The organism is Maritalea myrionectae, assembly GCF_003433515.1.
Lineage (GTDB): Bacteria > Pseudomonadota > Alphaproteobacteria > Rhizobiales > Devosiaceae > Maritalea > Maritalea myrionectae.
The window spans coordinates 335,604-358,981 of record NZ_CP021330.1 but is presented as its reverse complement, the minus strand read 5'-3'; the positions used below and the strand labels follow the sequence as shown (position 1 = coordinate 358,981).

The 23,378-nt window shown below is 53.3% G+C and carries 26 protein-coding genes; 13 read left to right on the top strand and 13 right to left on the bottom strand.

Going from position 1 to position 23,378, the window contains the following annotated elements; all coding sequences use genetic code 11:
• The 3 genes from rlmN to MXMO3_RS01720 all read right to left on the bottom strand — a co-directional run bounded on the left by rlmN (window position 1) and on the right by MXMO3_RS01720 (window position 2,480).
• A complete protein-coding gene (gene rlmN, locus MXMO3_RS01730; protein ID WP_027835872.1) occupies window positions 1-1,197 on the bottom strand; it encodes a dual-specificity RNA methyltransferase RlmN in 1,197 nt (398 codons plus the stop codon).
• Window positions 1,198-1,275: 78 nt separating this feature from the next.
• Window positions 1,276-1,815, bottom strand: a complete 540-nt coding sequence (locus MXMO3_RS01725; RefSeq protein WP_027835871.1) for an invasion associated locus B family protein — start codon at window positions 1,813-1,815, stop codon at window positions 1,276-1,278.
• A gap of 131 nt (window positions 1,816-1,946) precedes the next feature.
• Complete coding sequence (locus MXMO3_RS01720; RefSeq protein ID WP_117394743.1) at window positions 1,947-2,480, bottom strand: invasion associated locus B family protein; 534 nt, start codon at window positions 2,478-2,480, stop codon at window positions 1,947-1,949.
• A 205-nt stretch (window positions 2,481-2,685) separates the two neighbouring features.
• Here MXMO3_RS01720 and MXMO3_RS01715 point away from each other — a divergent pair, with 205 nt between their 5' ends.
• Window positions 2,686-3,153, top strand: a complete 468-nt coding sequence (locus MXMO3_RS01715) for a low molecular weight protein-tyrosine-phosphatase (protein WP_117394742.1) — start codon at window positions 2,686-2,688, stop codon at window positions 3,151-3,153.
• Window positions 3,154-3,505: 352 nt separating this feature from the next.
• On the opposite strand, the gene thpR is transcribed toward MXMO3_RS01715, so the two are convergent.
• Window positions 3,506-4,045 (bottom strand): RNA 2',3'-cyclic phosphodiesterase, encoded by a 540-nt coding sequence (gene thpR, locus MXMO3_RS01710; RefSeq protein ID WP_027835868.1) that lies wholly within the window; start codon window positions 4,043-4,045, stop codon window positions 3,506-3,508.
• Window positions 4,046-4,266: 221 nt separating this feature from the next.
• Here thpR and MXMO3_RS01705 point away from each other — a divergent pair, with 221 nt between their 5' ends.
• Complete coding sequence (locus MXMO3_RS01705; RefSeq protein WP_117394741.1) at window positions 4,267-5,034, top strand: Bax inhibitor-1/YccA family protein; 768 nt, start codon at window positions 4,267-4,269, stop codon at window positions 5,032-5,034.
• Between the two features lie 396 nt (window positions 5,035-5,430).
• Here MXMO3_RS01705 and MXMO3_RS01700 read toward each other — a convergent pair whose 3' ends face one another.
• From MXMO3_RS01700 to MXMO3_RS01690, 3 genes are all read right to left on the bottom strand, one after another.
• Window positions 5,431-5,778 carry a DUF2794 domain-containing protein gene (locus MXMO3_RS01700; RefSeq protein ID WP_051214034.1) on the bottom strand — a complete coding sequence of 116 codons (348 nt, stop codon included), beginning with the start codon at window positions 5,776-5,778 and terminating at the stop codon, window positions 5,431-5,433.
• A gap of 295 nt (window positions 5,779-6,073) precedes the next feature.
• Entirely contained in the window at window positions 6,074-6,814 is a 741-nt protein-coding gene (locus MXMO3_RS01695) for a DUF1223 domain-containing protein (protein WP_117394740.1), read from the bottom strand.
• A gap of 48 nt (window positions 6,815-6,862) precedes the next feature.
• Complete coding sequence (locus MXMO3_RS01690) at window positions 6,863-7,426, bottom strand: TetR/AcrR family transcriptional regulator (protein WP_117394739.1); 564 nt, start codon at window positions 7,424-7,426, stop codon at window positions 6,863-6,865.
• Window positions 7,427-7,507: 81 nt separating this feature from the next.
• Between MXMO3_RS01690 and MXMO3_RS01685 the strand changes: the two genes are divergently transcribed.
• Window positions 7,508-8,107 carry an NAD(P)H-dependent oxidoreductase gene (locus MXMO3_RS01685; RefSeq protein ID WP_117394738.1) on the top strand — a complete coding sequence of 200 codons (600 nt, stop codon included), beginning with the start codon at window positions 7,508-7,510 and terminating at the stop codon, window positions 8,105-8,107.
• 55 nt (window positions 8,108-8,162) lie between these two features.
• On the opposite strand, the gene acnA is transcribed toward MXMO3_RS01685, so the two are convergent.
• On the bottom strand, window positions 8,163-10,838 hold the full coding sequence (acnA, locus tag MXMO3_RS01680; RefSeq protein ID WP_117396672.1) for an aconitate hydratase AcnA: 2,676 nt from the start codon (window positions 10,836-10,838) through the stop codon (window positions 8,163-8,165).
• Window positions 10,839-11,017: 179 nt separating this feature from the next.
• Here acnA and ccmA point away from each other — a divergent pair, with 179 nt between their 5' ends.
• From ccmA to MXMO3_RS01655, 5 genes are read left to right on the top strand one after another with little or no spacing between them, the layout of a single operon-like run.
• Window positions 11,018-11,674: a heme ABC exporter ATP-binding protein CcmA gene (ccmA, locus tag MXMO3_RS01675; protein WP_117394737.1), complete on the top strand. Its 657-nt coding sequence runs from the start codon at window positions 11,018-11,020 to the stop codon at window positions 11,672-11,674.
• Window positions 11,671-12,336, top strand: coding sequence for a heme exporter protein CcmB (gene ccmB, locus MXMO3_RS01670; RefSeq protein ID WP_027835861.1), 666 nt, complete (start codon window positions 11,671-11,673; stop codon window positions 12,334-12,336). Before ccmA ends, ccmB begins: the two co-directional genes overlap by 4 nt.
• A 3-nt stretch (window positions 12,337-12,339) precedes the next feature.
• A complete protein-coding gene (locus MXMO3_RS01665; RefSeq protein WP_117394736.1) occupies window positions 12,340-13,125 on the top strand; it encodes a heme ABC transporter permease in 786 nt (261 codons plus the stop codon).
• Window positions 13,122-13,304 carry a heme exporter protein CcmD gene (gene ccmD, locus MXMO3_RS01660; RefSeq protein ID WP_027835859.1) on the top strand — a complete coding sequence of 61 codons (183 nt, stop codon included), beginning with the start codon at window positions 13,122-13,124 and terminating at the stop codon, window positions 13,302-13,304. The genes MXMO3_RS01665 and ccmD overlap by 4 nt, the downstream gene beginning before the upstream one ends.
• A 6-nt stretch (window positions 13,305-13,310) precedes the next feature.
• Entirely contained in the window at window positions 13,311-13,862 is a 552-nt protein-coding gene (locus MXMO3_RS01655) for a DsbE family thiol:disulfide interchange protein (RefSeq protein WP_117394735.1), read from the top strand.
• Here the strand turns inward: MXMO3_RS01655 and MXMO3_RS01650 are convergent.
• From MXMO3_RS01650 to dapF, 5 genes are read right to left on the bottom strand one after another with little or no spacing between them, the layout of a single operon-like run.
• A complete protein-coding gene (locus MXMO3_RS01650) occupies window positions 13,859-14,458 on the bottom strand; it encodes a septation protein A (RefSeq protein ID WP_027835857.1) in 600 nt (199 codons plus the stop codon). The genes MXMO3_RS01655 and MXMO3_RS01650 overlap by 4 nt on opposite strands.
• Window positions 14,459-15,553 carry a threonine aldolase family protein gene (locus MXMO3_RS01645; RefSeq protein WP_117394734.1) on the bottom strand — a complete coding sequence of 365 codons (1,095 nt, stop codon included), beginning with the start codon at window positions 15,551-15,553 and terminating at the stop codon, window positions 14,459-14,461.
• On the bottom strand, window positions 15,553-17,022 hold the full coding sequence (gene ftsY, locus MXMO3_RS01640; RefSeq protein WP_117394733.1) for a signal recognition particle-docking protein FtsY: 1,470 nt from the start codon (window positions 17,020-17,022) through the stop codon (window positions 15,553-15,555). The genes MXMO3_RS01645 and ftsY overlap by 1 nt, the downstream gene beginning before the upstream one ends.
• 9 nt (window positions 17,023-17,031) lie before the next feature.
• Window positions 17,032-18,294, bottom strand: coding sequence for a tRNA (N(6)-L-threonylcarbamoyladenosine(37)-C(2))-methylthiotransferase MtaB (gene mtaB / locus MXMO3_RS01635; RefSeq protein WP_117394732.1), 1,263 nt, complete (start codon window positions 18,292-18,294; stop codon window positions 17,032-17,034).
• Window positions 18,291-19,157, bottom strand: coding sequence for a diaminopimelate epimerase (gene dapF, locus MXMO3_RS01630; RefSeq protein ID WP_117396671.1), 867 nt, complete (start codon window positions 19,155-19,157; stop codon window positions 18,291-18,293). Before dapF ends, mtaB begins: the two co-directional genes overlap by 4 nt.
• A gap of 313 nt (window positions 19,158-19,470) precedes the next feature.
• Between dapF and ffh the strand changes: the two genes are divergently transcribed.
• The 5 genes from ffh to trmD are packed head-to-tail and all read left to right on the top strand — an operon-like array spanning window position 19,471 to window position 23,292.
• Window positions 19,471-21,042 carry a signal recognition particle protein gene (gene ffh / locus MXMO3_RS01625; RefSeq protein WP_117394731.1) on the top strand — a complete coding sequence of 524 codons (1,572 nt, stop codon included), beginning with the start codon at window positions 19,471-19,473 and terminating at the stop codon, window positions 21,040-21,042.
• Window positions 21,042-21,563 carry a GNAT family N-acetyltransferase gene (locus MXMO3_RS01620; protein ID WP_205468059.1) on the top strand — a complete coding sequence of 174 codons (522 nt, stop codon included), beginning with the start codon at window positions 21,042-21,044 and terminating at the stop codon, window positions 21,561-21,563. Before ffh ends, MXMO3_RS01620 begins: the two co-directional genes overlap by 1 nt.
• A gap of 48 nt (window positions 21,564-21,611) precedes the next feature.
• Entirely contained in the window at window positions 21,612-22,010 is a 399-nt protein-coding gene (rpsP, locus tag MXMO3_RS01615) for a 30S ribosomal protein S16 (protein WP_117394729.1), read from the top strand.
• A 44-nt stretch (window positions 22,011-22,054) separates the two neighbouring features.
• Window positions 22,055-22,597, top strand: coding sequence for a ribosome maturation factor RimM (gene rimM, locus MXMO3_RS01610; protein ID WP_117394728.1), 543 nt, complete (start codon window positions 22,055-22,057; stop codon window positions 22,595-22,597).
• The gene (trmD, locus tag MXMO3_RS01605) at window positions 22,597-23,292 is read left to right on the top strand and encodes a tRNA (guanosine(37)-N1)-methyltransferase TrmD (protein WP_117394727.1); all 696 of its coding nucleotides are present in this window, start codon (window positions 22,597-22,599) and stop codon (window positions 23,290-23,292) included. Before rimM ends, trmD begins: the two co-directional genes overlap by 1 nt.
• Window positions 23,293-23,378 lie beyond the last annotated feature (86 nt).

Below are 23,378 nucleotides of genomic sequence, written 5' to 3'. Positions count from 1 at the left end.
CTATTCGGCCGCCGCAATGGCATCGCGTTCTTTTTTGCTCATGCGCTCAGTTTCAGATTTCAACTGACCACATGCTGCAAAAATATCGCGACCACGCGGGGTGCGTACCGGGCTGGCATAGCCGGCCATATTGACGATATCTGCAAATTTCTCGATTTGCGCCCAGCTCGAACATTCATATTGTGAGCCCGGCCATGGATTGAACGGGATCAAATTGATCTTCGCTGGAATGCCATCCAACATGCGCACCAATTTCTTGGCGTCCTGCACGCTGTCATTCACATCCTTGAGCATTACATATTCAAAGGTAATGCGCTTGGCGTTGGACAGGCCCGGATAATTGCGGCACGCTTCCAACAAATCTTCGAGCGGCCATTTCTTGTTGATCGGCACCAACTCATTGCGCAGCTCATCATTCACCGCGTGCAGCGAAATCGCCAGCATAACGCCAGTTTCTTCGCCAATTTTTGGAATGAACGGCACCACGCCAGAGGTCGACAAAGTGATGCGACGACGTGACAGAGAAATCCCTTCCCCGTCTGACATCAGCAACATGGCTTTTTTCACATTGTCATAATTGTAAAGCGGCTCACCCATGCCCATCATCACCACATTGGTGACCGAGCGAATGCCTGCACGCGGTACAATGCCATCCGTTGGACGCTCGCCGCCCGGATAATCGCCCAACCGCTCACGCGCCATCAAGATCTGCGACACGATTTCACCGGCGGTCAGGTTGCGCACCAGCTTTTGCGTGCCCGTATGGCAGAAGGTGCAGGTGAGCGTGCAGCCCACTTGTGAGGACACACACAAAGTGCCGCGGTCTTCTTCAGGAATATAAACGGTCTCAACATCTACAGGCGGCATATTGGGCTGCATCGGGTCTTTAAACCGGAACAACCATTTGCGCGTGCCATCAGTGGACACCTGTTCTGACACAATTTCTGGACGAGATAGGTCAAACTTGTCGGCCAAATCTTGCCGCAAGCCTTTTGCGATATTGGTCATTTGATCAAAATCGCTGGCGCCATTGACATAAAGCCAGTTCCACAGCTGCGCCACGCGCATCTTGCGCTGCTTTTCAGGCAGACCCAATTCTTCCAACGCGGCCATCAGGTCGTCACGATCCATCCCCACCAAAGACGGTTTGGAGGCGGTTTTCACATTGGCATTGGCGATATCTAGGCTGATCGACATGTTATAACCTCATCAATTCAGAGGCGAGCCAATACCAGACCCTAGGCCAAAAGGCAAAGAATTTTGGAGTTTGACCCGCTAGTTGCAGGCGTTATCAATGGCCCGCATGGAAGCCGTGGCCCCCGAAAGCGAAAACACCATGCGTACCTTGGTGCCGCGCGCATCAATGCCTTCCACCACCATGGTCGACCCGCGCCGCATGGCCGCGGCCATATCCGCGCTTTGGCTGATATCTTCCAACCAGGCGGAATCCCCTTGTGTAAACAAGGAATAAGATTGGTTGCCAATCCGTGCGGCTGCCAAGCTATCGGTTTGAAAATCAAAGCCCGCCACCAGATTGATTTCGTGGCGCACGCCTTCATTCGGCCGATGCGTCACGTAAAAATAAGGATCATCCATGCCCTCAATTTGCGGTTCGATCTCAACTGGCTTTGAATGCACAAAACAAAGATTTGTCGCAGATTTCACCGTGGAATAGGCAGACCAAGCTTTAAAATCACCCAACGATTGCACAGATTGGGCAAACCCAGCCTGTCCCATCGCCAGCACCATAATCATGGCCAGAAAACCAAATTTGATCAGCACGCAGTGAGAAAACCAAAATTTACCGGTGCGCATATAACCTGCCCTATTTCATAAGATCGACTAGCATGGGGTTAAACCACAGCTTTGGGTAAAATGCACCCCAAAACGCGCCAAAGCGCGAAACCAGTTCGCGCTTTGGGCTCATCAGATCATTCAATCAAGAATTAATTGCATTCTTTGTCGATGGCATTCATCGCGGCGGTCACGCCGGACAATGAATAAGTATCCGTTGTGCGGGTTCCCCGCGTGGAGATACCGCGCACCACCATTTCAGATCCACGCTTCATGGCCGCCACAAAACTGGGTTCATCGGCGGTCGCGAACAGCCACGCCGCCTCCTGCTCGCTGTCCGTCACCAAGGGATAGGCCTTACCATCCACTGTGGCGCTGGCTTCTGCCCCAGGCTTGAACGGATAGCCAATCAAAGTGGCCACTTCGTTGCGCTTGCCACTTCCCATGCGGTGCGTCACCAGAAAATGGATCGGGCTGCGTTTCACATTGGTCGGTTGCGCATCTTGAGGTTGCGAGGAGATGTAGCAAATCTTGCCTTTGCTGTCCTGATCGGTCCACGCGGTCCAAAAATTGTACGTGCCGATCTTGGTCGCTGCTGCTTGCGCCGCGCCCGTTGAAAGCACGCCTACCATCAGCGCAACACCTGCTTTAAGCGCAAATTTTTTCATTTGTTTTGCTTCAATCATTCCTTTGGGTCCTTTGTCCAATTACCCACGTTCCCGCTTATTATCCGCCAATGAGGGTTACCAAGCCGCAAACATTTGTAGCTTTTTAATCAAATTCTCAACATAAGCGGAAATTTGACCTTATTTTGGCATATGTCTATCCATACACCCTGTTTCACAATTCAAAGTGAACGAAGCGTTAAAACCCGCTGGTAAAGGAGCCAAAATGCCCACTTTTCCTACCTCAATTTTGCTGGTGTGCCTTGGAAATATCTGCCGTTCACCCACCGCGCACGCTGTGTTGCAGCAAATGGCACAACAACAAGGCATCAATTTGACCATCGATAGTGCCGGTACGGGTGATTGGCATATTGGCCACACACCAGATGAACGCGCGATGAACGCCGCAAAATCCCGCGGCTATGATTTATCACAACTGCGCGCCCGACAGGTGGAACCTGACGATTTCTACCGCTATGATTTGATCCTTGCGATGGACCGTTCAAATCTCAAAAACCTGAAGAAACTGGCCCCCAAGGATTCAACCGCACAAGTCGAGCTATTTCTGCCCTATGGCGACAGCGCAACTGAAGAAGTGCCAGACCCCTATTTTGGCGGCGAAGGCGGCTTTGACCATGTGCTTGACCTGATCGAAGACGCCAGCCGCAAGATTTTAGCGCGGTATCAGGGATAGTTTTACGGGTTAATCTCGTATGGACAGTGCTGTCTCACGGCTATTCGACGCTGCGCATCAGCCTGCGACAACCCAGTGCAAAAGTGCGCAAAGCTGTTTTTCGCTCACGGTTGAGCGGCGGCTTTGCCGCCTAACCTGCGCGGACGCGAAACCTGAAGGTTTCGAGGTCCTCGCTGCGCTCGTCCACTCTTTTCCCTCACTCGCCCAGAATTAGTGTGGGGTACCAATCGGCGGGGGTGCCGGGGTAGTGAGCGCAGCGAACGACGGCGGCGCGTAAAAATTGGGGGTGCTAAGAAAGGGCGCAAAGCGCCAGTAGGCGGCAAGAAAAAAACCCGCTCAACCGCAAGGCAACCTAAGCCGCCAACGGATAGGCTTCTTCCACCAAATAGGGACCACCGCCAATCGATTCTCTGGCCGAATACAGCACAAACTGGCGCACACGGAAGCGAAGCGGATAGAAGGCACTGGACACTTCCAAATGATGCGCCATGTCCTGAGGCGTCGTATCGTGAAGGCGGGCCAAAGTGACGTGAGGCGCATATTTGCGCCCCGACGGCTCCAATCCCAATTGCTGCATCACCCGCTCTTGCTTGTCGTGCAATTGCATCAGTTCAGGCGCCGGGTCGACACCTGCAAACAGCGCACGCGGTCGCTTGCCACCAAACACGCCAAGATGCGAAAGGGTTATGTCAAACGGCTCCTCAATCGATAATCGACCCAGCTCATACACAATTTCGTGTGCGGTACGGTGATCAACGTCACCAATATAACGCAATGTAATGTGATAATTTGAGGGATCGATCCAACGCGCGCCGTGTAGGCCGCCTCGTTTTAAGGAAAGCGCGAAACCAACATCGCCCGGAAGCTCCAGGCCAGTGAAGAGACGGGGCATAAAACCTCCCAACCTTCTGATGTAAAAAACATCGCCTAAATCCAAGCTACCATGATTCGTGTGACAATTTGGCGAAAATTTTATATGTTACCTCAAGCACTAAACCGACATTGCGTCGCACACGTACATCTTGAAATTGTCGAATTTGATCGCCATATTACGGGCAAGATTGTATAGACAAGGCATCACGCCACAATAATTTGCTGAAAGGGAACTCATCTATGGCAGAATATGATCGTCAAACAATGGCCTCACGAGGCGGCGCTCAGGCCGCAATCGATGAGGGCCTACGCGCCTATATGTTGGGCGTTTACAACTATATGGGCATCGCCCTGGGCATCACCGGTGTGGTTGCCTATTTCTTGACGATGCTCACCACCACCAATAATCCTGATGCTGCTGTGGCCCAAATGGGCCAACACTACCTCACATCTTTGGGCGCCACTCTTTATGGTTCACCATTGCAGTGGGTTGTAGCGCTTGCGCCATTGGGCTTTGTGTTTGCCTTAAGCTTTGGCATTCATAAAATGAAGTTTGCGACCGCACAAATGGTGTTCTGGGGTTTCTCCGTCGCCATGGGTCTTTCGCTGTCTTCGATCTTCTTGGTCTATACAGGCGAAAGCATTGCACGCGTGTTCTTCATTACCGCGGGTACATTTGGTGCCATGAGCCTTTACGGTTACACCACCAAGCGTGATCTTACCGCGTGGGGTTCTTTCTTGATGATGGGCCTGATCGGTATCATCATCGCGTCAATCGTAAACATCTTCCTCGCATCTAGCATGTTGGCGTTTGCCATTTCTGTGATCGGTGTGTTGGTATTTGTTGGCTTGACCGCATACGACACGCAAAAGATCAAAGAGAACTATTATGAAGGCGACGGGTCTGAAACCATGGGCAAGAAAATGCTGATGGGTGCTTTGGCCCTCTATCTGGACTTCATCAACTTGTTCTTGATGTTGTTGCGCTTGTTCGGCAATCGCGAATAGCGACCAAACAGCACAATGCTGAAACAACAATCCCCGCTTCATTCGAGGCGGGGATTTTTTATGGGAGATGGGTTACTCGGATTTGTCGTGTCTCATGGCTATTCGATGCCGCGCATCGGCCTGCAACAACCTGGTGCAAAGTTGAGCAAGACTGTTTTTCGCTCACGGTTGAGCGGCGGCTATACCGCCTAACCTGCGCGGGCGCGAAACCTAAAGGTTTCGGGGTCCTCGCTGTGCTCGTCCACTCTTACTGTCAGCGTATTCGGTGCGGGTTTGTGGCACCAATCGGCGGGGGTGCCGGGGAAGTGAGCGCAGCGAACGACGGCGGCGCGTAAAAAACGGAGGCGCCGAGGACGGGAGCGGAGTGACCGGTGGCGGAGAGAAATACAAATCTCCCTACCGCACCAAGCTAATATCGCCATCCAACACTTTGAGCACCTGCACCAACTCATGGCCGCGCTTTAAAATCTGGCCATTTTGCCCCACGACACGATATTGTCCCTGCTTCCGGCGGAGGCTGGGGTCCTTTTCAATGCGGAACACGGGCATCTCGCTTGCACGCTTAAAAATTGAAAACACCGCCCGATCCTTCAACATGTCGATGGCATAATCCCGCCATTCGCCATTGGCGACATTTCGACCGTAAACATTGAGAATGGTAGAAAGCTCACGCCGATCGAAGCTGACATTCATGGGCGCAAGGGCGGATTTGTGGGAGGATTCGTTGGAGTGGACCAAGCGAATGTGCTGGCTTTCGCCTTTGCTTCGAGATGACGCCAAATTTCACACCTTATGGTTCAAATCACTTCAGCGAATGATCGCGCCAATTCGCAAATGTGACAAGCCCCAAAATTGGCCCCAATTTAATCACATTTCCGGCAAACTGTTGCCGAATTACATCGGTAGAAAGAGATCATAGCCTCCAGTACCCAGCCCCTGAGCGGTTTGCCCCCAAATAAGCCTGCTCAGGGCGCTGGACCTCCAAAATCAGTTTGGATGGCCTCCAGATACCCTTTGCGCCCCCCTTTCGGGGGCGTCTTTATTTTTGGATAGATGCCGCACCCAGAATTGGGCCAGGGCCGCCGTCACGCTTGGTTTGCACCAAAACGGCCATACCGTCCGCGCCATCAACCAGTATGTCACGCAAAGGCAGTTCCAGCTGATGCTGGGCCTCCCCATGCCACATGCCCACAGGCAAGCGGTTGCGGGCGATAAAACTATAGGTCAGTTTTTTGCCTTCATTTTCCCCGCGGCGGATGTCAGTTTCTGCTCGGGAAATATAGGGAATAACCCAAATGGTCGCATCAACGCTTTCCGCGCCATCACTGGTCAGATCAATCGTCAAATTGCCATCTGCAACCGCCAAATCGACCTGTACATCCAGCTGCGCGTCTTCCACTAACTGTTCGACATCGGTGCGCCGTGACCCAACCGCATCGCCCTTGCCATTGACGATCAGTTGGGGAGTGTAAACCCGGCCTGCGCCAAAGGATTTGGCATAATCCCGTTGCAATTTGGAATATTTTGGTGCTGAAAACACATCTTTCCAGCCGATATAATTCCAATAATCCACATGGTAGGCGATGGTGATTAGATCATCCTGCTCACCCCATTGGCGCAAGGCTTCATCTGCTGGGGGGCAAGATGAGCATCCCTGCGAGGTGAACAACTCCAAAACCGCCTTGGGATTGGTTTTCATTTCCATGGACGTCGCCACAGTGGAAAACCCTGCCAATTGCGCTGCCACCAACAATGTTGAAAAAATGTGCTTCATAGTCATTTTATTACGCCAAGCAAGCGTAACAAACCAGTCACATTGGAGTGAGCTCTACCGGTTTTTGAATATATAAGCGTCCAACAGGGCGGCAAATTCATCCACCACGGCTTCACCGCCGTCGCACGCACGATACATCACCGCCGCATGCACGAAAAAGGCGCGTACCGCAACGATATCCATGTCGCCCCCGTCACCGCGATTACCGAGTTTTTGCGCCAATGCTTCAAACAGCTCGGCTTCCACCGGCTCAATCAATTGGCGGCAAATATTTTGCCCTTCACCAACAATCAGCCGGATATAAACATCATCCTGCATGATGAAGGCGAAGAAGGGGTCAAAGATCCTGCGCAGCTGCGCTGCGCTTTGCAGCTTCGGTTCTGCCTCGGTGCGGATGAGACATTGGCCCAGCTCCTCAGCGAACAGTGTTGCAGCCAAAGCCAGCTTTTCGCTGAAATGCGCCAACACCGTGCCTTTGCCCACCTCAGCTTCTGCCGCGATCTGTGCAATTGAAATTTCGTCATAGCTTTGTTGGCGCATCAGGCCGGCAAAACTTTCCAAAATATGCGCGCGGGTGGTCTGCGCCCGCTTCTGTTTGCCTTCAACACGTAAATTCATAAATTTTGCTTAGCACAATTGACCGCGGTCAAAAAGTAAAATATGTAAGTTGACCACGGTCAATTATTGAAAGATTTCGACATGAATATTGTGATCATCTCCGGCCACCCGCGCGCCGATAGCTTTACCCACGCCCTCGCCCAAAGCTATCAACACGGCGCTGAAGCAGGCGGGGCAAAGGCATATCTCTTTTCTCTTTCGCAGGGCAATCTAAACACAGGACCCATGGTCAGTGGCCCAAGCAAAGAGAACTGGAATAACGAAATTAGCGCCCTCTGGACGGCGATCAAACAGGCGGATCACATCGTGGTGGCACATCCCTTGTGGTGGGGCAGCATGCCCGCTGAATTGAAAAATCTGTTTGATCGGCTGCTGTTGCCCAATCTCGCCTATAGCTACAAAGAGGGCAGCCCGCTGCCTATCGGCCATCTCAAAGGCAAAAGCGCTGAGGTGATCATGACGTCGGACACGCCAGACTGGTATTACCGTTTGGCCTATGGCAAGGCCCAAACCAAATTGATGAAAAATCAGATTTTAAAATTTGTCGGATTGAAGCCGCTACGCTTCACCCATATTTCGCCAATCCATAATATGCCCGCGCCAAAGCGCCAGATGCATTTAAACAAGATCGCAGATATGGCGAAAAAATTTGTGGCCAAGCACAAAAAAAGCGCGGCCTAAACCGCGCTTTTTAATTCAACAAATGCTCGGCCACATTGAGCCGAGTTGCATTGCGTTAGGCAACCAGATTGCGCAACACATAATGCAAGATGCCGCCATTGCGGTAATATTCCATCTCGTCTTCGGTATCGATCCGGCAAAGAGCAACAAACTCTTTGTCAGTGCCGTTCGGAGACTTCACTTTGACGGTCACATCGCAACGCGGTGTGATCTTGTCCAAGCCCTCAATGGTGATTTCTTCGTCACCTTCAAGATTGAGGCTCTTCCAGCTCGCACCATCTTTAAACTGCAATGGCAAAACACCCATGCCAACCAAGTTGGACCGGTGAATACGCTCAAAGCTTTCCACAATCACAGCGCGAACACCGAGCAAACGTGTGCCCTTCGCCGCCCAGTCCCGTGAAGAGCCTGTGCCATATTCCTTGCCGCCAAACACAACCAATGGCTTGCCTTGTTCGGCATAATCCATCGCAGCGTCATACATTGCAGCAACTTCGCCATTTGGCCCCTTGGTGAAGCCACCTTCAACGCCGGGCACCATTTGGTTTTTGATGCGGATATTGGCAAATGTGCCGCGCATCATGATCTCGTGGTTGCCCCGACGAGAGCCATAAGAGTTGAAGTCTTTTGGCGCCACTTGACGGTCTTTCAAATATTGACCCGCAGGCGTATCCGCCTTGAACGAGCCAGCAGGTGAAATGTGGTCAGTGGTGATGCTGTCACCAAACAAGCTCAAAATGCGCGCACCATGCACGTCTTCGATTGGCTTGATGTCTTTGCTCAGCCCTTCAAAGTATGGCGGGTTCTGAACATAGGTTGAAGAAGAGTTCCACGCATAGGTTTCACCACCTTCAACTTTAATGTTCTGCCACCCGGCATCGCCTTTGAACACGTCTGAATAGCGACCTTTGAACATTTCAGGTGTCACTGTTTCGCGAACGATGTCAGCGATTTCCTGTGCACTTGGCCACACATCTTTCAAATAGACGGGTTGTCCATCTTTGCCTGTGCCCAAAGGCTCAGTTGTGATGTCTGTGGTCATTTTGCCCGCCAACGCATAGGCCACAACCAATGGCGGAGACGCCAGATAGTTGGCTTTCACGTCTGGGTTGACCCGGCCCTCAAAGTTCCGGTTACCGGAAAGCACTGAACACGCCACCAAATCTTCGGCTTGTACGGCAGCAGAAATAGGCTCAGGCAATGGGCCAGAGTTACCAATACAGGTGGTGCAACCATAACCAACAAGGTTAAAGCCAAGCTTGTCCAAATCATCCTGCAAGCCAGATGCTGTCAAATAGTCAGTTACGACTTGTGACCCTGGTGCCAATGATGTTTTCACCCAGGGCTGCACTTCCAACCCAAGTTCAAGCGCTTTGCGGGCCACAAGGCCAGCCGCCACCAAAACCGCAGGGTTTGAGGTGTTGGTACAAGACGTGATCGCCGCGATCACCACATCACCATGGGTGATGGAATAGTCTGTGCCTTCAACTTTGGCTGCAGGCTGATCAGTTTTTGCAAACTCACCCGCCAAGGCCTTCGCGAACTTCTCTTTCGCCTCAGCCAGCACAACACGATCCTGCGGACGTTTTGGCCCAGAAATCGCTGGATCAACGTCATTCAGATCCAAATAGAGCACATCGGTGAACTCTGGATCCGCGCTGTCCGTGGTGCGGAACATGCCTTGCGCTTTGGAATATTCTTCCACCAAAGCCACGCGGTCATCTTCGCGGCCAGTGGTGCGCAAATAAGCCAATGTTTCATTGTCGACAGGGAAGAAACCACATGTCGCTCCATATTCTGGTGCCATGTTGGCGATGGTCGCTTGGTCTTCCAAAGTCAAATTGTCGAGGCCAGGGCCGAAGAATTCAACGAACTTGCCGACAACGCCGCGCTCACGCAACATTTCAACAACACGCAACACCAAGTCAGTTGCGGTGATGCCATCTTGCATCTCACCTTCGAGCTTGAAGCCAATCACTTCTGGCAACAGCATAGAGATCGGCTGGCCCAACATGGCCGCTTCCGCCTCAATGCCGCCAACACCCCAGCCCAAAACGGCCAAGCCGTTGACCATGGTGGTGTGGCTGTCTGTGCCCACCAGCGTATCTGGGTAAGCAACGGTTTCACCATTTTCTTCTTTGGTCCAAACAGTTTGGGCCAAATATTCTAGGTTCACCTGGTGACAAATGCCTGTGCCGGGAGGCACAACGCGGAAATTGTCAAATGCCTCTTGGCCCCAGCGCAAAAATTCATAACGCTCGCCATTGCGCTCATATTCGCGCGCGACGTTCTGGGTGAAAGCTGTCCCTGTGCCGAAAAAGTCAACCATCACAGAGTGGTCAATCACCAGATCAACAGGCACTTGCGGGTTAATCTTTTGCGGGTCAGCGCCCAGGTTGGCGGTGGCATCGCGCATGGCGGCCAAATCAACAACCGCTGGAACGCCGGTAAAGTCCTGCATCAACACCCGTGCTGGACGGTAGGAGATTTCATGGGAAGAGGATTTGTCTTTCAACCATGCGGCGCAAGCTTCGATATCGGCTTTGGTGACCGTACGGCCATCTTCAAAACGCAAAAGGTTTTCGAGCACCACTTTCAAAGAATGCGGCAGGCGCGAAATGCCTTCAAGGCCGTTTTTCTCTGCTTCAATTAAGGAATAATATGTATAAGTTTTATCGCCGACCTGTAGGGTCTGTTTGGCGTTAAAGCTGTTCAACGAGGTCTGTGTCACGTGCATTGCCTGTATGTTCGGAGTTTCAACCTGAGCCCTGGTCATTTTGCCAAAAATTCTCGACAAAAACCAACAAGCGTGAAACGAGTTACCATTGTCCCCTAAATGGCGCTCGCGCGCTTTATAAAGAATAACACCGCCTCTTGCCAGCCTCAACTTAATGCCATTATGTGCTTCTCATGAGAAAAAACGGCAAAAACCCTGAAAATATTGCATTAAATGTGACAGATTTGGCCTGCGAGCGCGGCGGATTTGAGATTTTTGGCGATGTTTCCTTCACGGCAAAGCCCGGTGAAGTGATTCTTTTGCGCGGCCCGAACGGCGCAGGCAAGTCCACATGTCTCGCCACTTTATATGGGGCTTTGCCCAAATCTGCCGGCGATATTTCATTTGAAAATATCGATCCTGAACGCGAGCCGCGGGAATATCTGCACATTGTGGGCCACGTGCCTGGGGTAAAAACCACCCTCACCGTGAAAGAAAATCTCAGTTTCTGGGCGCAGCTTTATGGCGGCACCGAAAATGTGCTGCCCGCCATCGAGGCCGCCGGGTTAGGCGCCATTCAGGATTCTGAAGCCTCTATTCTGTCCGCTGGCCAAACCCGTCGGCTGGGCCTTGCTCGCCTGCTGGTGGCCAACCGCCCGATCTGGATTTTGGATGAACCCACCTCAGCCCTCGATAAACAAGGCGACCAATGGGTAGGGCAATTGATCGCGGACCATTGCGCCGAAGGCGGCATTGTGATCGCTGCGACCCATTTGGAAATTCCGCATCTCGCGCCGGAAGCCGTAAAAACCGTAATGATTGGGCAGGCAGCCATGGATCATGCATCATGAAGCCATTTCTCGCTGTGTTGACCCGCGATATGAAACTGGCCACCCGCATTGGCGGCGACAGCCTGACCGTGCTGCTGTTTTACATCATGACCGGCGCGATCATGCCCTTTGCTATCGGCCCGGATAAGGACCAATTGGCCCAGCTCGGCCCGGCCATCATCTGGATCAGCGCTTTGCTGTCGCTTTTGTTAGCACTCGACCGCCTGTTTCGCATGGATCATGAGGACGGTTCACTGTTGGCCATGCGCCAGGCCAGCCTGCCGCTTGAAATGATTGTGGTCGCCAAAATCTGCGCCCATTGGGTCACAACTGCGTTACCCCTGATTGTCGCCACCCCTGTTTTGGCGATATTGCTCAATCTTGAGATAGATCAAACCCTAAGAGTGATTTTCACCCTATTGGTGGGCACACCGGCGCTCATTTGCTTTGGGGCCATCGGCGCGGCTGTGACCGTATCCATCAAACGCGGGGGCTTGATTGCACCGATCTTAATCTTGCCGCTCTCGATCCCTACATTGATTTTCGGGGTCAGCGCGGTCTCCAGCGGCGCAATCGCCAACGCACAGGATGCGGCACTTTTGTTCCTTGCAGGGTTTACCTTGCTCAGTTTAGTGTTCACCCCGTTTGCGGCGGCACTCGCATTAAAAATGGCAGCAGAATAGTCTATGACAGAGTCAAAATCTCAAGAACCAACGCCACAAGATTTGGGCTTTTTCTCGCGGATCGCCCATCCCGGCTATTTCCTTGAATGGTCCCGCTATTTCATTTGGCCGCTCGTGGGCATCACCACCATTTTGATGGCCTATGGGCTTTATCTAGCTTTCTTCAATTCACCGGCTGATTATCAGCAGGGCGAAACCGTGCGCATCATGTATGTGCACGTGCCCAGCGCCTGGCTCTCCCAGTTCTGCTATGCGATCATGGCCGCGGCCGCCATCGGCTCACTGGTATGGCGCCATCCATTGGCCGACGTCTCAGCCAAAGCTGCGGCACCTCTTGGCGCAACCTTCACAGCCATCGCTTTGATCACCGGCGCGCTTTGGGGCGCACCAACTTGGGGCACCTTCTGGGAGTGGGACGGACGCATGACCTCCACCCTCATCATGCTCTTTATCTATCTCGGCATTATCGCCCTGTGGCGCACCTTTGAAGATCAAGTCCGCGCGGGCCGCATCATCGCGGTAATCACCTTGGTTGGCGCCATCAATGTGCCCATCATCAAATTCTCAGTGGATTGGTGGAACACGCTGCATCAGCCCGCTTCCGTGTTCCGTTTGGATGGACCAACCATGCCACCCTCCATTCTGCTGCCGCTATTTGTGATGTTCTTTGCCTTCTCATTCCTGTTTTTGCTGCTGCATTTCATTTCCATGCGCACAGAAATTTTGCGCCGCCGCGCCCGCGCGATTGAACGGCAATATGCGCAACAATTAAGGACCCAAAAGCCATGATCGAATCCGGCAAACATCTCGAGTATATTTTCGGAGCCTATGGCCTGTCTGCGCTGCTGATTGTGTTGCTGAGCATCTGGGTGGTCCTGTCTTACAAAAAGCAGAAGAACCGTTTGGACACCCTAAAAGCCATGGGGTTGAAACGGCGGTCTGAACGCACGCAGATCAAGCCGGAGTAGCGCACCATGAAACGCACGTTGATTTTCGCCCTGCCCTTGGTGCTGACCATTGCGCTATTTGCGCTTTTTGCCAGCCAGATCAATCGCGATCCGGACCTGTTGCCCTCGGCCTTAATGAACAAGCCTGCCCCTGAATTCACCCTTCAGCCCGTTGAAGGCCATGACCAGCCGGGCTTTTCCAGCGCCGATCTGAAAGGTCAGCTAAGTCTGGTGAATGTATGGGCCAGCTGGTGCGTGCCCTGCCGCGAAGAGCATGAATTTTTGATGCGTTTAGCCGAGCGCGATGACATCAAATTGTTCGGCATCAATTATAATGACCAGCCCGAAAATGCCCGCGACTTCTTGCGCAAGCTGGGCAATCCGTTTGATGCTGTGGGCGCCGACCGGAACCGCCGTGTCAGCCTGGAATGGGGCGTTTACGGTGTACCTGAAAGCTATCTCGTCAATAAGGACGGGGTGATTGTTTACAAACACACCGGCCCGATGAGCGAAGACAGCTTCCAAAACAAGGTGCTGCCCGCCATCGTTAAAGCCTTAGAGGCGCAAGAGGCGTCTTAAGCCTCTTCGCCGCTTGGCGCATATTTGTTCAACACCGGCACCACCAGCGCAAATGAGAAAATCAAGGTGAGCGGCATAATACCCCACACTTTAAACGCGACCCAAAAGTCGGTTGAGAAATTGCGCCACACAATCTCATTGATCAGCGCCAAAACGAAAAAGAAGATCGTCCAGCGCCAGGTGAGAATGCGCCAGCCTTCGTCACGCAGTTTATAGACATCGCCAAACACATAGCGCAGCAGCGAATGGCCGAAAAGCAACCCACCCAGCAACACACCGCCAAACAGCACATTCACAATGGTCGGCTTGAGTTTGATGAAGGTATCGTCCTGCAAATAAAGCGTCAGCCCGCCAAAAATCAGCACCACAACGCCGGTGACCAGCGGCATCACAGCCACGCGCTTGAGGATCAACCAACTCAAGATAAGTGAAAGCACCATGGCGCCCATAAACCAGGCGGTGGCGACAAAAATGCCCGCGCGCGCATTCAAAATAAAGAACAGCACCAAAGGGCCAAGCTCCAAACCCAACTTAATCAGCTGCGGCTTGAGCTCGTCCCAGTTCAGCTCTTCTGCGGGATTTTTCTCTTCGCTCATTTAAACCTCAATCTCGTTCCGGGCTGTGCCCACACTTTGCGACAAATAATTGGCCCATTCTTCAACGCTCAGCGACATGCTGCCCGCGCCAATGGCCACTTCAATCGCCTGCACTTCATCATAAATAGTGGGCAAAGCATGACCCGATAGCCAAACCTTATCCGCTTCAATCTGCTTTTCAAAGGCCGCTTCCAGTGCCGCCTTTGGCGCTTCAATATGCACTTGAAAGTTGGGCGTCTCGGGCACCAAAGGCACCGTACGCACCCCATCAATCTTATTGAAGGCCGCCGCCAACGCCTTGGCAAAAGCAGTAAACTCGCCGATACGCGGCAAAAACTCATCCAACCCGATCAGCGCTGTGATCGCTTGCGGAAATTCGAACGGCACATTGGCGCCATGGCGGGTGAACCACACATCGCTTTCGGCCAAAAATTCTTCATCCGCCAGCAAGCCGCAACCGCCAATATTGGCCAACTCTTTGTAAAAGCTGCAATAAAGACTGTCGCACAGCGCCATAATCTCTTTAAGGCTTTTGCCATAAGCCTCAGCCACACCAAAAACCCGCGCCCCATCGAGGTGGAAATGCACACCCCGTTCACGGCACCAATTCGAAATTTTCACCAATTCTTCAAGGGGGGTCAGCTTATAACCTGCCCGCCGCACCGGCAGTTCCACACTGACCACGCCTGGCACTTCACCCATCTTGTCCAGATCATCGACCGTAAAGGGCTGATAGGCTGTGCCCAGCCGCCGAAACTGGATCGGGTGTAAAATCTCCACCGCTTCCATTTCATCAATATCGAAATGGGTCATGCGGTGAATGGCCACCAGATTGTTGCCCTGCCGCTCCACAGCCGCCCGCAAGGCCGCCATTTGCGCAATCATGCCCTTAATGCAGAAGCGCGCGCCGCTGGTGCCGAACAGCTCTTTCAGCCGCTCTACCACCAAATCGCTCGCGCCGCCCGCACCATAAACATCGCTGGGCAATTGCGCATAGTCAGACTGCGCCAATTTGGCGAACAAATCCGCCGGTTTAAACGGCGCAAAGGCATGCAACACATGAGTGCACGCCAGCATTTTTTCCCGCGCGACCACTATTGTGCCCCCGCAATCGCCGCCGCAAAATCATCGGCTTCAAATGGTTCCAAATCCTCGATGGTTTCGCCGACACCGATAAAATGCACCGGCAATTTATGCTTTTGCGCAATCGCCACCAAAATGCCGCCCCGCGCCGTGCCATCCAATTTTGTCATCACCAAGCCAGTCACCCCGGCCCGTTTGCCAAAAATCTCCACCTGATTAAGCGCATTCTGCCCCGTGGTCGCGTCCAACGTCAGCAAGGTGGTGTGCGGCGCTTCGGGATCAAGTTTTTTGATCACCCGAATGATCTTTTCAAGCTCGGCCATCAACTCATCACGGTTTTGCAAACGGCCGGCCGTATCAATGATCAACAGATCGCAATTTTGTGCCTGCGCTTCTTTCACCGCGTCATAAGCCAGACCAGACGCATCAGCCCCTGTTGGTCGCGTAATCACCGGCACATTGGAGCGGTCGCCCCAAACCGTAAGCTGCTCAACCGCTGCCGCGCGGAATGTATCGCCCGCCGCCAACATCACCTTTTTGCCCTCACGGCTATATTTTGCCGCCAGCTTGCCAATGGTGGTGGTCTTGCCCGACCCGTTCACACCAACCATCAACAAAATATGTGGTTTGTGCGCCGTGCCCAGCTCGAACGGCACCGCCACAGGCGCCAAAACCTTACTAACCTCATCGCGCAAAACAGAGCGGATTTCCTCGACGCTGATTTCTTTATCAAAGCGATCTTTGGCCAGTTTTTCGGTGATCTGGATTGCAGTTTCCACACCCAAATCCGCCTGGATCAGCGTATCTTCCAACTCTTCCAGCGCTTCATCATCCAGCTTGCGCTTGGTGAAGATCGACGAAATATTGTCGGTCAACTGGTCAGACGAGCGCTTCAGCCCTTCGCGCAACCGAGCGAACCAGCCTTTTTTCTCGCCGGAGTCTTCTTTGTTGCCGCCACCGGTCGCTACGCTCCCGTCCCCGGCACCCCCGCCGGATGTATCGTCGCCACCGTCCGTCGTGACAACGCTTTCACTTTCAGGCTCAGGCTCAGGCTCAGGCTCAGGCTCAGGCTCAGGCTCAGGCTCAGAGGCAGCTTGCGCAGCCTGCTCCAGCTCGGAAATCTCTTGCAGCTCTTCTTCCACCGTTTCAACCGCTTTAGCCGCAGCCTCTTCCGGCGCAGGTGTGGGCGGCTCGGCGTCCGGTGCTTCCTTCAGATCTTCTTCAATCTGATCCAGCGCCTTGTCGATGGACTCATCAATGCTGTTTTCCGGCTCTTGCCAGGGCTGTTCTTTTTCAAGCGCCGCAGCTTCTTCTGGCGTCACATCGGCAGAAGTCTGATCTTCGCTTTGGTCTTTCAGCGTCTCTTTGGGTTGCGGCTCATCCTTGCCCCCCAACAGTCGCGACCAAAAGCCTCTTTTTTTGCCGCCGTCGGCTCCTTTGGAGCCGTCCCCGGCACCCCCGCCTGATTTCTTCTCCGCCATAAAGCCCTCTTACGCCACTGCCAATTGCTTTTCGCCGATCAGCCCATGCTGATCCTGGCCAGTCACTTTCACATCCAAAATCTCGCCGGGTGCGCCTTCAACTTTGATCGGCACAAATTGTTCGGTGCGCCCCACATTGTCGCGCTCGATCAACACGGATTTGGTGTCCCCGATCTGGCTGGCGCAGAATGCGTCGAACTGCTGTTCGCCCAAGGCCCGCAATTTCGCCGCCCGGTCCTTGGCCACTTTTTTGTCCACTTGCGGCATTTTCGCCGCCGGGGTGCCCGGCCGTGGCGAGTAGGGGAACACGTGCAAATAAGTCAGATCACATTCTTTCACGATCGCCATGGAATTAGCGAACATCTCATCGGTTTCCGTGGGGAACCCGGCAATAATATCGGCGCCAAACACCATATCCGGGCGCATCGCTTTTGCGTCATTTACAAATTGGATCGTATCCTCCCGCAAATGCCGCCGCTTCATGCGCTTCAAAATCATATTGTCGCCCGACTGAAGCGACAAATGCAGATGCGGCATCAAACGATGTTCGGACTTGATCGCCTCCATCAACGCCTCGTCCGCTTCAATGGAATCGATGGACGAAATGCGCAGGCGCGGCAATTGCGGCACATGTTTTAAGATCGCTTGGGTCAAGGCACCAAGGCTGAGATTGCCCGGCAAATCTGGGCCATAAGAAGTGATATCCACCCCGGTCAGCACAACTTCGCCAATGCCATTGTCAGCCAGCTTTTTGATCTGATCGACCACCACGCCCATGGGCACAGAGCGCGAAGGCCCCCGGCCATAAGGAATGATGCAGAAGGTGCAGCGATGGTCACAACCATTTTGTACCTGCACAAAGGCGCGGGCGCGCCCATCCATACCCTCGATCAAATGGCCTGCGGTTTCCTTGACGCTCATAATGTCATCGACAAGGATTTTCGAATTGCCGCCTATGCCGAACTTAAGACCCTCATAGGTCTCGCGCTTCATTTTCTCGCCATTGCCGACCACAAGGTCCACTTCGCCCATTTCGGCAAAGCTTTCCGCATCGGTTTGCGCCGCGCAGCCGGTCACGACAATTTTGACGTCCGGATTTTCCCGTCGCGCCTTGCGAATGGCCTGACGGGTCTGGCGCACAGCTTCCTGCGTCACCGCACAGCTATTGACGATGAGAATATTGTCGAGCCCCGCCGATCCGGCATGATCTTTCATCACTTCAGATTCAAAAGCGTTGAGCCGACACCCGAAGGTGAGGGTTTCAATACTCATGCAGCACTTTCCTCAAAAAGTTCGGCCGGTAATGTCCCCTCCCCGTCCAATTCATACGGGCCAGTCATAATAATGTGATGGTCACTCGCGCGCCATTCCAGTTGTAAATCACCACCGGGCAGACTGATCGTCACTTCGCGGTCAGTCAAATCCTTGCGCACCGCCGCCACGGCCACGGCGCACGCCGCCGTGCCACAGGCTTGGGTCAACCCGGCCCCGCGCTCCCAAACGCGGATTTTGATGTGATCCCGATCCAGCACCTGCGCCAATGAGATATTGGCCCGTTCTGGAAACATAGGGTGATGTTCAAGCATCGGCCCGAACCGTTCCAAATCATGCGCATCCAGATCTTTCACCCAGAAAATCGCATGCGGGTTGCCCACATTCACCACGCTCGGCGTGTGCAACACAGGCGCATCAATCGGCCCGATCTGCAATTCAATCCCGGTCGTGTCTTCAAATTCTTCTGCCAGCGGGATCTGATCCCACTCTAGGCGGGGCGTGCCCATATCGACACTTACCACATCGCCGTTCAGCTCGGCATTCAACAAGCCAGCATTGGTGTGAATCGTCACCGCTTTTTTGCCCAGCTCTTCAGCCACCAAATAGCCGACGCAGCGCGTAGCATTGCCACAGGCATCCACCTCGCCGCCCTCAGCATTATAGATGCGCATAAACACATCCACGCCATCAAGCGGACTATATTCCAAAACGATCAGCTGATCACAGCCAATGCCCTGCTCCCGATCGGCAATCCAGCGCACTTGATCATGAGACAGCTTGAGCGGTTTCTGCCGTGCATCCAGCACCACAAAATCATTCCCCAAACCATTCATTTTCAAATATTGGACTGCATCAGTCATCGGTTTTACCCAACCCTTGATCAGGATTTGCATCAATTCACCGCCCTATATGGCGCAGATTGGGTTAAATTACTACCCTTAGCAGCGCGTGGAGATTGACTCTTTTGTCAGCTTGCCGTAAAGCAACACCCGATATTTACCGTGTCGAGTTGTGCTCGAGTCACTACCCAAAGCGAATTAAACGAATTTGGGGGTCAACATCCATCAGCGCGTTGCGCCCGTGGATGCTATTTTTGTTTGCAAAATTTGATTTTGCACAGCGAAAGACCCACTTTGGGAAGATCAAGCACAAGCGACATATAAAGAGGTGACCATGTTTCAAAGTCTGGGCGATCGGTTAAGCGGCATTTTTGATGGGCTGACACGGCGCGGCAATCTGTCTGAAAGCGACGTGAATGCAGCCCTGCGCGAAGTGCGCCGGGCCCTGATTGAAGCCGACGTGTCTTTGGAAGTGGTGCGCGGCTTTGTTGAACAAGTGCGCGACCGGGCTGTCGGCGCCGAAGTCACCAAGTCGGTCACCCCGGGCCAGCAAGTGGTCAAAATCGTCAATGACGAATTGGTCGCCGTGTTGGGCAATGAGGCGGTGCCACTTGATCTAAACGCCCCGGCTCCCGTCGCCATAATGATGGTCGGTTTGCAAGGTGCGGGTAAAACCACCGCCACAGGTAAGATCGCCAAGCGCCTCAAGGAAAAGCAAAACAAAAAGGTTTTGCTGGCCTCTCTCGATACACGCCGCCCCGCCGCGATGGAACAATTGCGGGTGCTGGGTGAGCAGATCGACGTGGATACGCTGGAGATCGTTCAAGGCCAAAACCCCGTTGAGATCGCCAAGCGGGCGCAAAAGGAAGCCAAATTGGGCGGCTATGATGTGCTGTTTCTCGATACAGCAGGCCGCACCCACATTGATGAAGACTTGATGGCGGAAACCGCTGAAATTAAAGCGGCCACCAACCCCCACGAAATTTTGCTCGTAGCTGACGCGCTGACAGGTCAAGACGCGGTAAACCTTGCACGTTCATTTGATGAACGTGTGAGCGTGACCGGCATTATGCTGACCCGTATTGATGGCGATGGCCGCGGCGGTGCCGCCCTCTCCATGCGTGCGGTGACCGGCAAGCCGATCAAGTTTCTCGGCACAGGCGAAAAACTTGAAGATCTAGAAGATTTCTACCCGTCCCGCGTCGCTGACCGGATTTTGGGCATGGGCGATATTGTGTCGCTGGTGGAAAAAGCCGCCGACACCGTGTCGCAAGAAGATGCCGCTAAAATGGCCAAGAAAATGAAGAAGGGGGTTTTCGATCTCGATGATTTGAAAAACCAACTGCTTCAGATGAAAAAAATGGGCGGCATGGGCGGCCTGATGGGCATGATGCCTGGCATGGGCAAAATGAAAAAGCAGCTTGATGGCGCAAACTTTGACGAAAAAGTTTTCGACCGCCAAGTGGCCATCATCCAGTCCATGACCAAAAAAGAACGCGCCACCCCGGCCTTACTGAATGCCTCGCGCCGAAAGCGTATTGCAGCCGGTTCTGGCACCTCAGTACAAGATATCAATAAGCTGATCAAAATGCACCGCCAAATGGCCGACATGATGAAAAAAATGTCTAAAGGCAAAGGCGGTTTGGCCGGTATGCTGGGGGGCATGATGCCCGGCGGCATGGGCGGCATGCCCAATATCGACCCCTCAAAGCTGGACCCCAAAATGCTCGCCGAGATGGAAAAGCAAATGGGCGCAGGCGGCGACATGCCGGATTTGCAGCAATTGCAGGATCAGACGGGCGGCAAAAAAGAATTGCCCAAAAGCGTTGATGATCTGCTCAAAGGCGGCGCGGCACCGCGCTTCCCCGGTCTACCCGGCCTTGGACCCAAAGGGGGCAAGAAATAGTGGTCACCGCCCCTCGCCTTGAAACAGAACGCCTGATTTTGCGCGGCTTTGAGCCGAGCGACTACGAGAACGTGCATGAAATCTTCAGCGATGAAGATTGGTCACAATTTATTGGCGGTCCGCTGAGTCGTGGCAATTCTTGGCGCGCCTTTGCTTCACTTGTTGGGCATTGGTCAATCCGGGGATACGGCACATTTGCGGTTGATGAAAAATCAACGGGACAATTTGTCGGCATGATTGGTCACTGGTTCCCGGAAGAGTGGCCAGAACCCGAAATTGGCTGGACGCTGTCAAAATCTGCGGCTGGCAAAGGTTATGCGACCGAAGCTGTGAATGCTGTTTTGGATCACACCTTCAATACTTTGAAGTGGGAAACAGCAATCAGCCTGATCGCACCTGCGAATGAAGCCTCAAAAAAAGTTGCCAACCGAGTTGGCGCGGTTTTTGAGAAAGAAATCACATGTAGAGATAATTTGGTGGGGGTTTACCGCCATCCAAATCCAAACAAAACAGTCAACTAACGAAATTACCGCCCGAAAGCGGTTAAAAGCCAAATTAGGAGAAGTTCAATGGCCATTAAAATTCGTTTGTCACGCGGCGGTTCTAAAAAGCGCCCTTATTATCACGTTGTTGTTGCTGACGTTCGTGCCCCGCGCGACGGCCGCTTTATTGAGCGCATCGGCTCATACAACCCTATGTTGCCAAAAGATTCAGAAGACCGCATCAAGCTGGACAAAGAGCGCGTTGAGCATTGGTTGAGCGTTGGCGCCCAGCCAACTGACCGTGTGCACCGCTTCTTGGACGCAGAAGGCTTGTTGAAGCGCGACGCGCGCAACAACCCGAAAAAAGCCCTTCCAGGCAAAAAAGCCCAAGAGCGTTTGGAAGAAAAGCGTCAAGCTGAAGAAGATGCGAAGGCTGCTGCTGAAGCTGAAGCCGAAGCACCAGCAGAAGAAAACGCTGCAGAGTAAGTCTTCTGAACCTTTTCAGAAATTGACTGCATAAGGAATGCGCCATGGGCAGTACAAAAAACGATAATCTGGTTCTTATGGGTCAGATCGGTGCTGCCCACGGCATCAAAGGCGAAGTGCGGATCAAGAGTTTTACCGAAAATCCACTTGATCTGGCCGCCTATTCGCCGCTGTTGACCAACAGGGCAAACCAAACTATCACCATCAAAAAAGCGCGTTTGCAAAAAAACATGCTCGTCGCGGTGCTTGAAGAATCCAAAAGCCGCAACGATGCTGAAGCGCTGAACGGCACCAAACTCTATGTGCCGCGCGAAAGCCTGCCGCAAACCGAAGATGAAGATGAGTTTTATTATACAGATTTGATCGGACTAAAGGCCCGCACACCGGATGGCGAAGAGCTTGGCTCTGTTGCTGCGGTGCAAAATTATGGCGCTGGCGACGTGCTGGAAATCCGCCCCGCCAAAGGCCCAACCGATCTTTATCCCTTCACCAAGCAAAGCGTGCCCACCATCAATTTGGCCGAAGGCTATTTGATCATTGTGCCGGCTGTCGAAGTGATCGTGGACGATGATGAGGCGTTTGAGTGATGGCGTTTAAAGCCGACATCATCACGCTATTTCCTGACCTTTTTCCCGGCCCCTTGGGCGCATCAATTCTTGGCCGCGCCGCCGAAAAAGGCACATGGTCCCTCAACGCTACGCAGTTGCGCGACTTTGCCACCGACAAGCACAAAAAGGTGGACGACACCCCCGCTGGTGGCGGCCCTGGCCTGGTGCTCAAGCCCGATATTCTGGCCAAAGCCATTGACCATATCTCCCCGGAAAACGATCCGCGCCCGCGCATTCTAATGAGCGCTCGGGGCAAACCCTTCGATCAACAAATGGCCCGCGATTGGGCCGCTGGCCCCGGCGTGGTGATCATATGTGGTCGCTTTGAAGGCGTAGACCAACGGGTGATCGACAAGCGCGATCTCACCGAAGTTTCAGTGGGCGATTTCGTGCTGTGCGGCGGCGAAGTGGCGGCCATGACCATGCTGGAAGCCACCGTGCGCTTGCTCCCCGGCGTGATGGGCTCCGCCGAAAGCGAAGCCGACGAAAGTTTCGAAAACGGCCTGCTGGAATATCCGCAATATACCCGCCCCGCAGAATTTGAAGGCGAACCAATCCCCGAAATCGTCACCTCCGGCGACCACAAAAAGGTCAACCAATGGCGGCAAGAACAGTCCGAAGAACTGACCAAGCAAAACCGCCCAGATTTGTGGGACAAATATAAAAAGACCTAAAGCCCCGCTTTTTGGCGCTTTTCGCCAGAAAACCCATAGACTCTGTCCGTTTTTTGCGCTATAGCCCGCCAGACTAATTTTGTCTT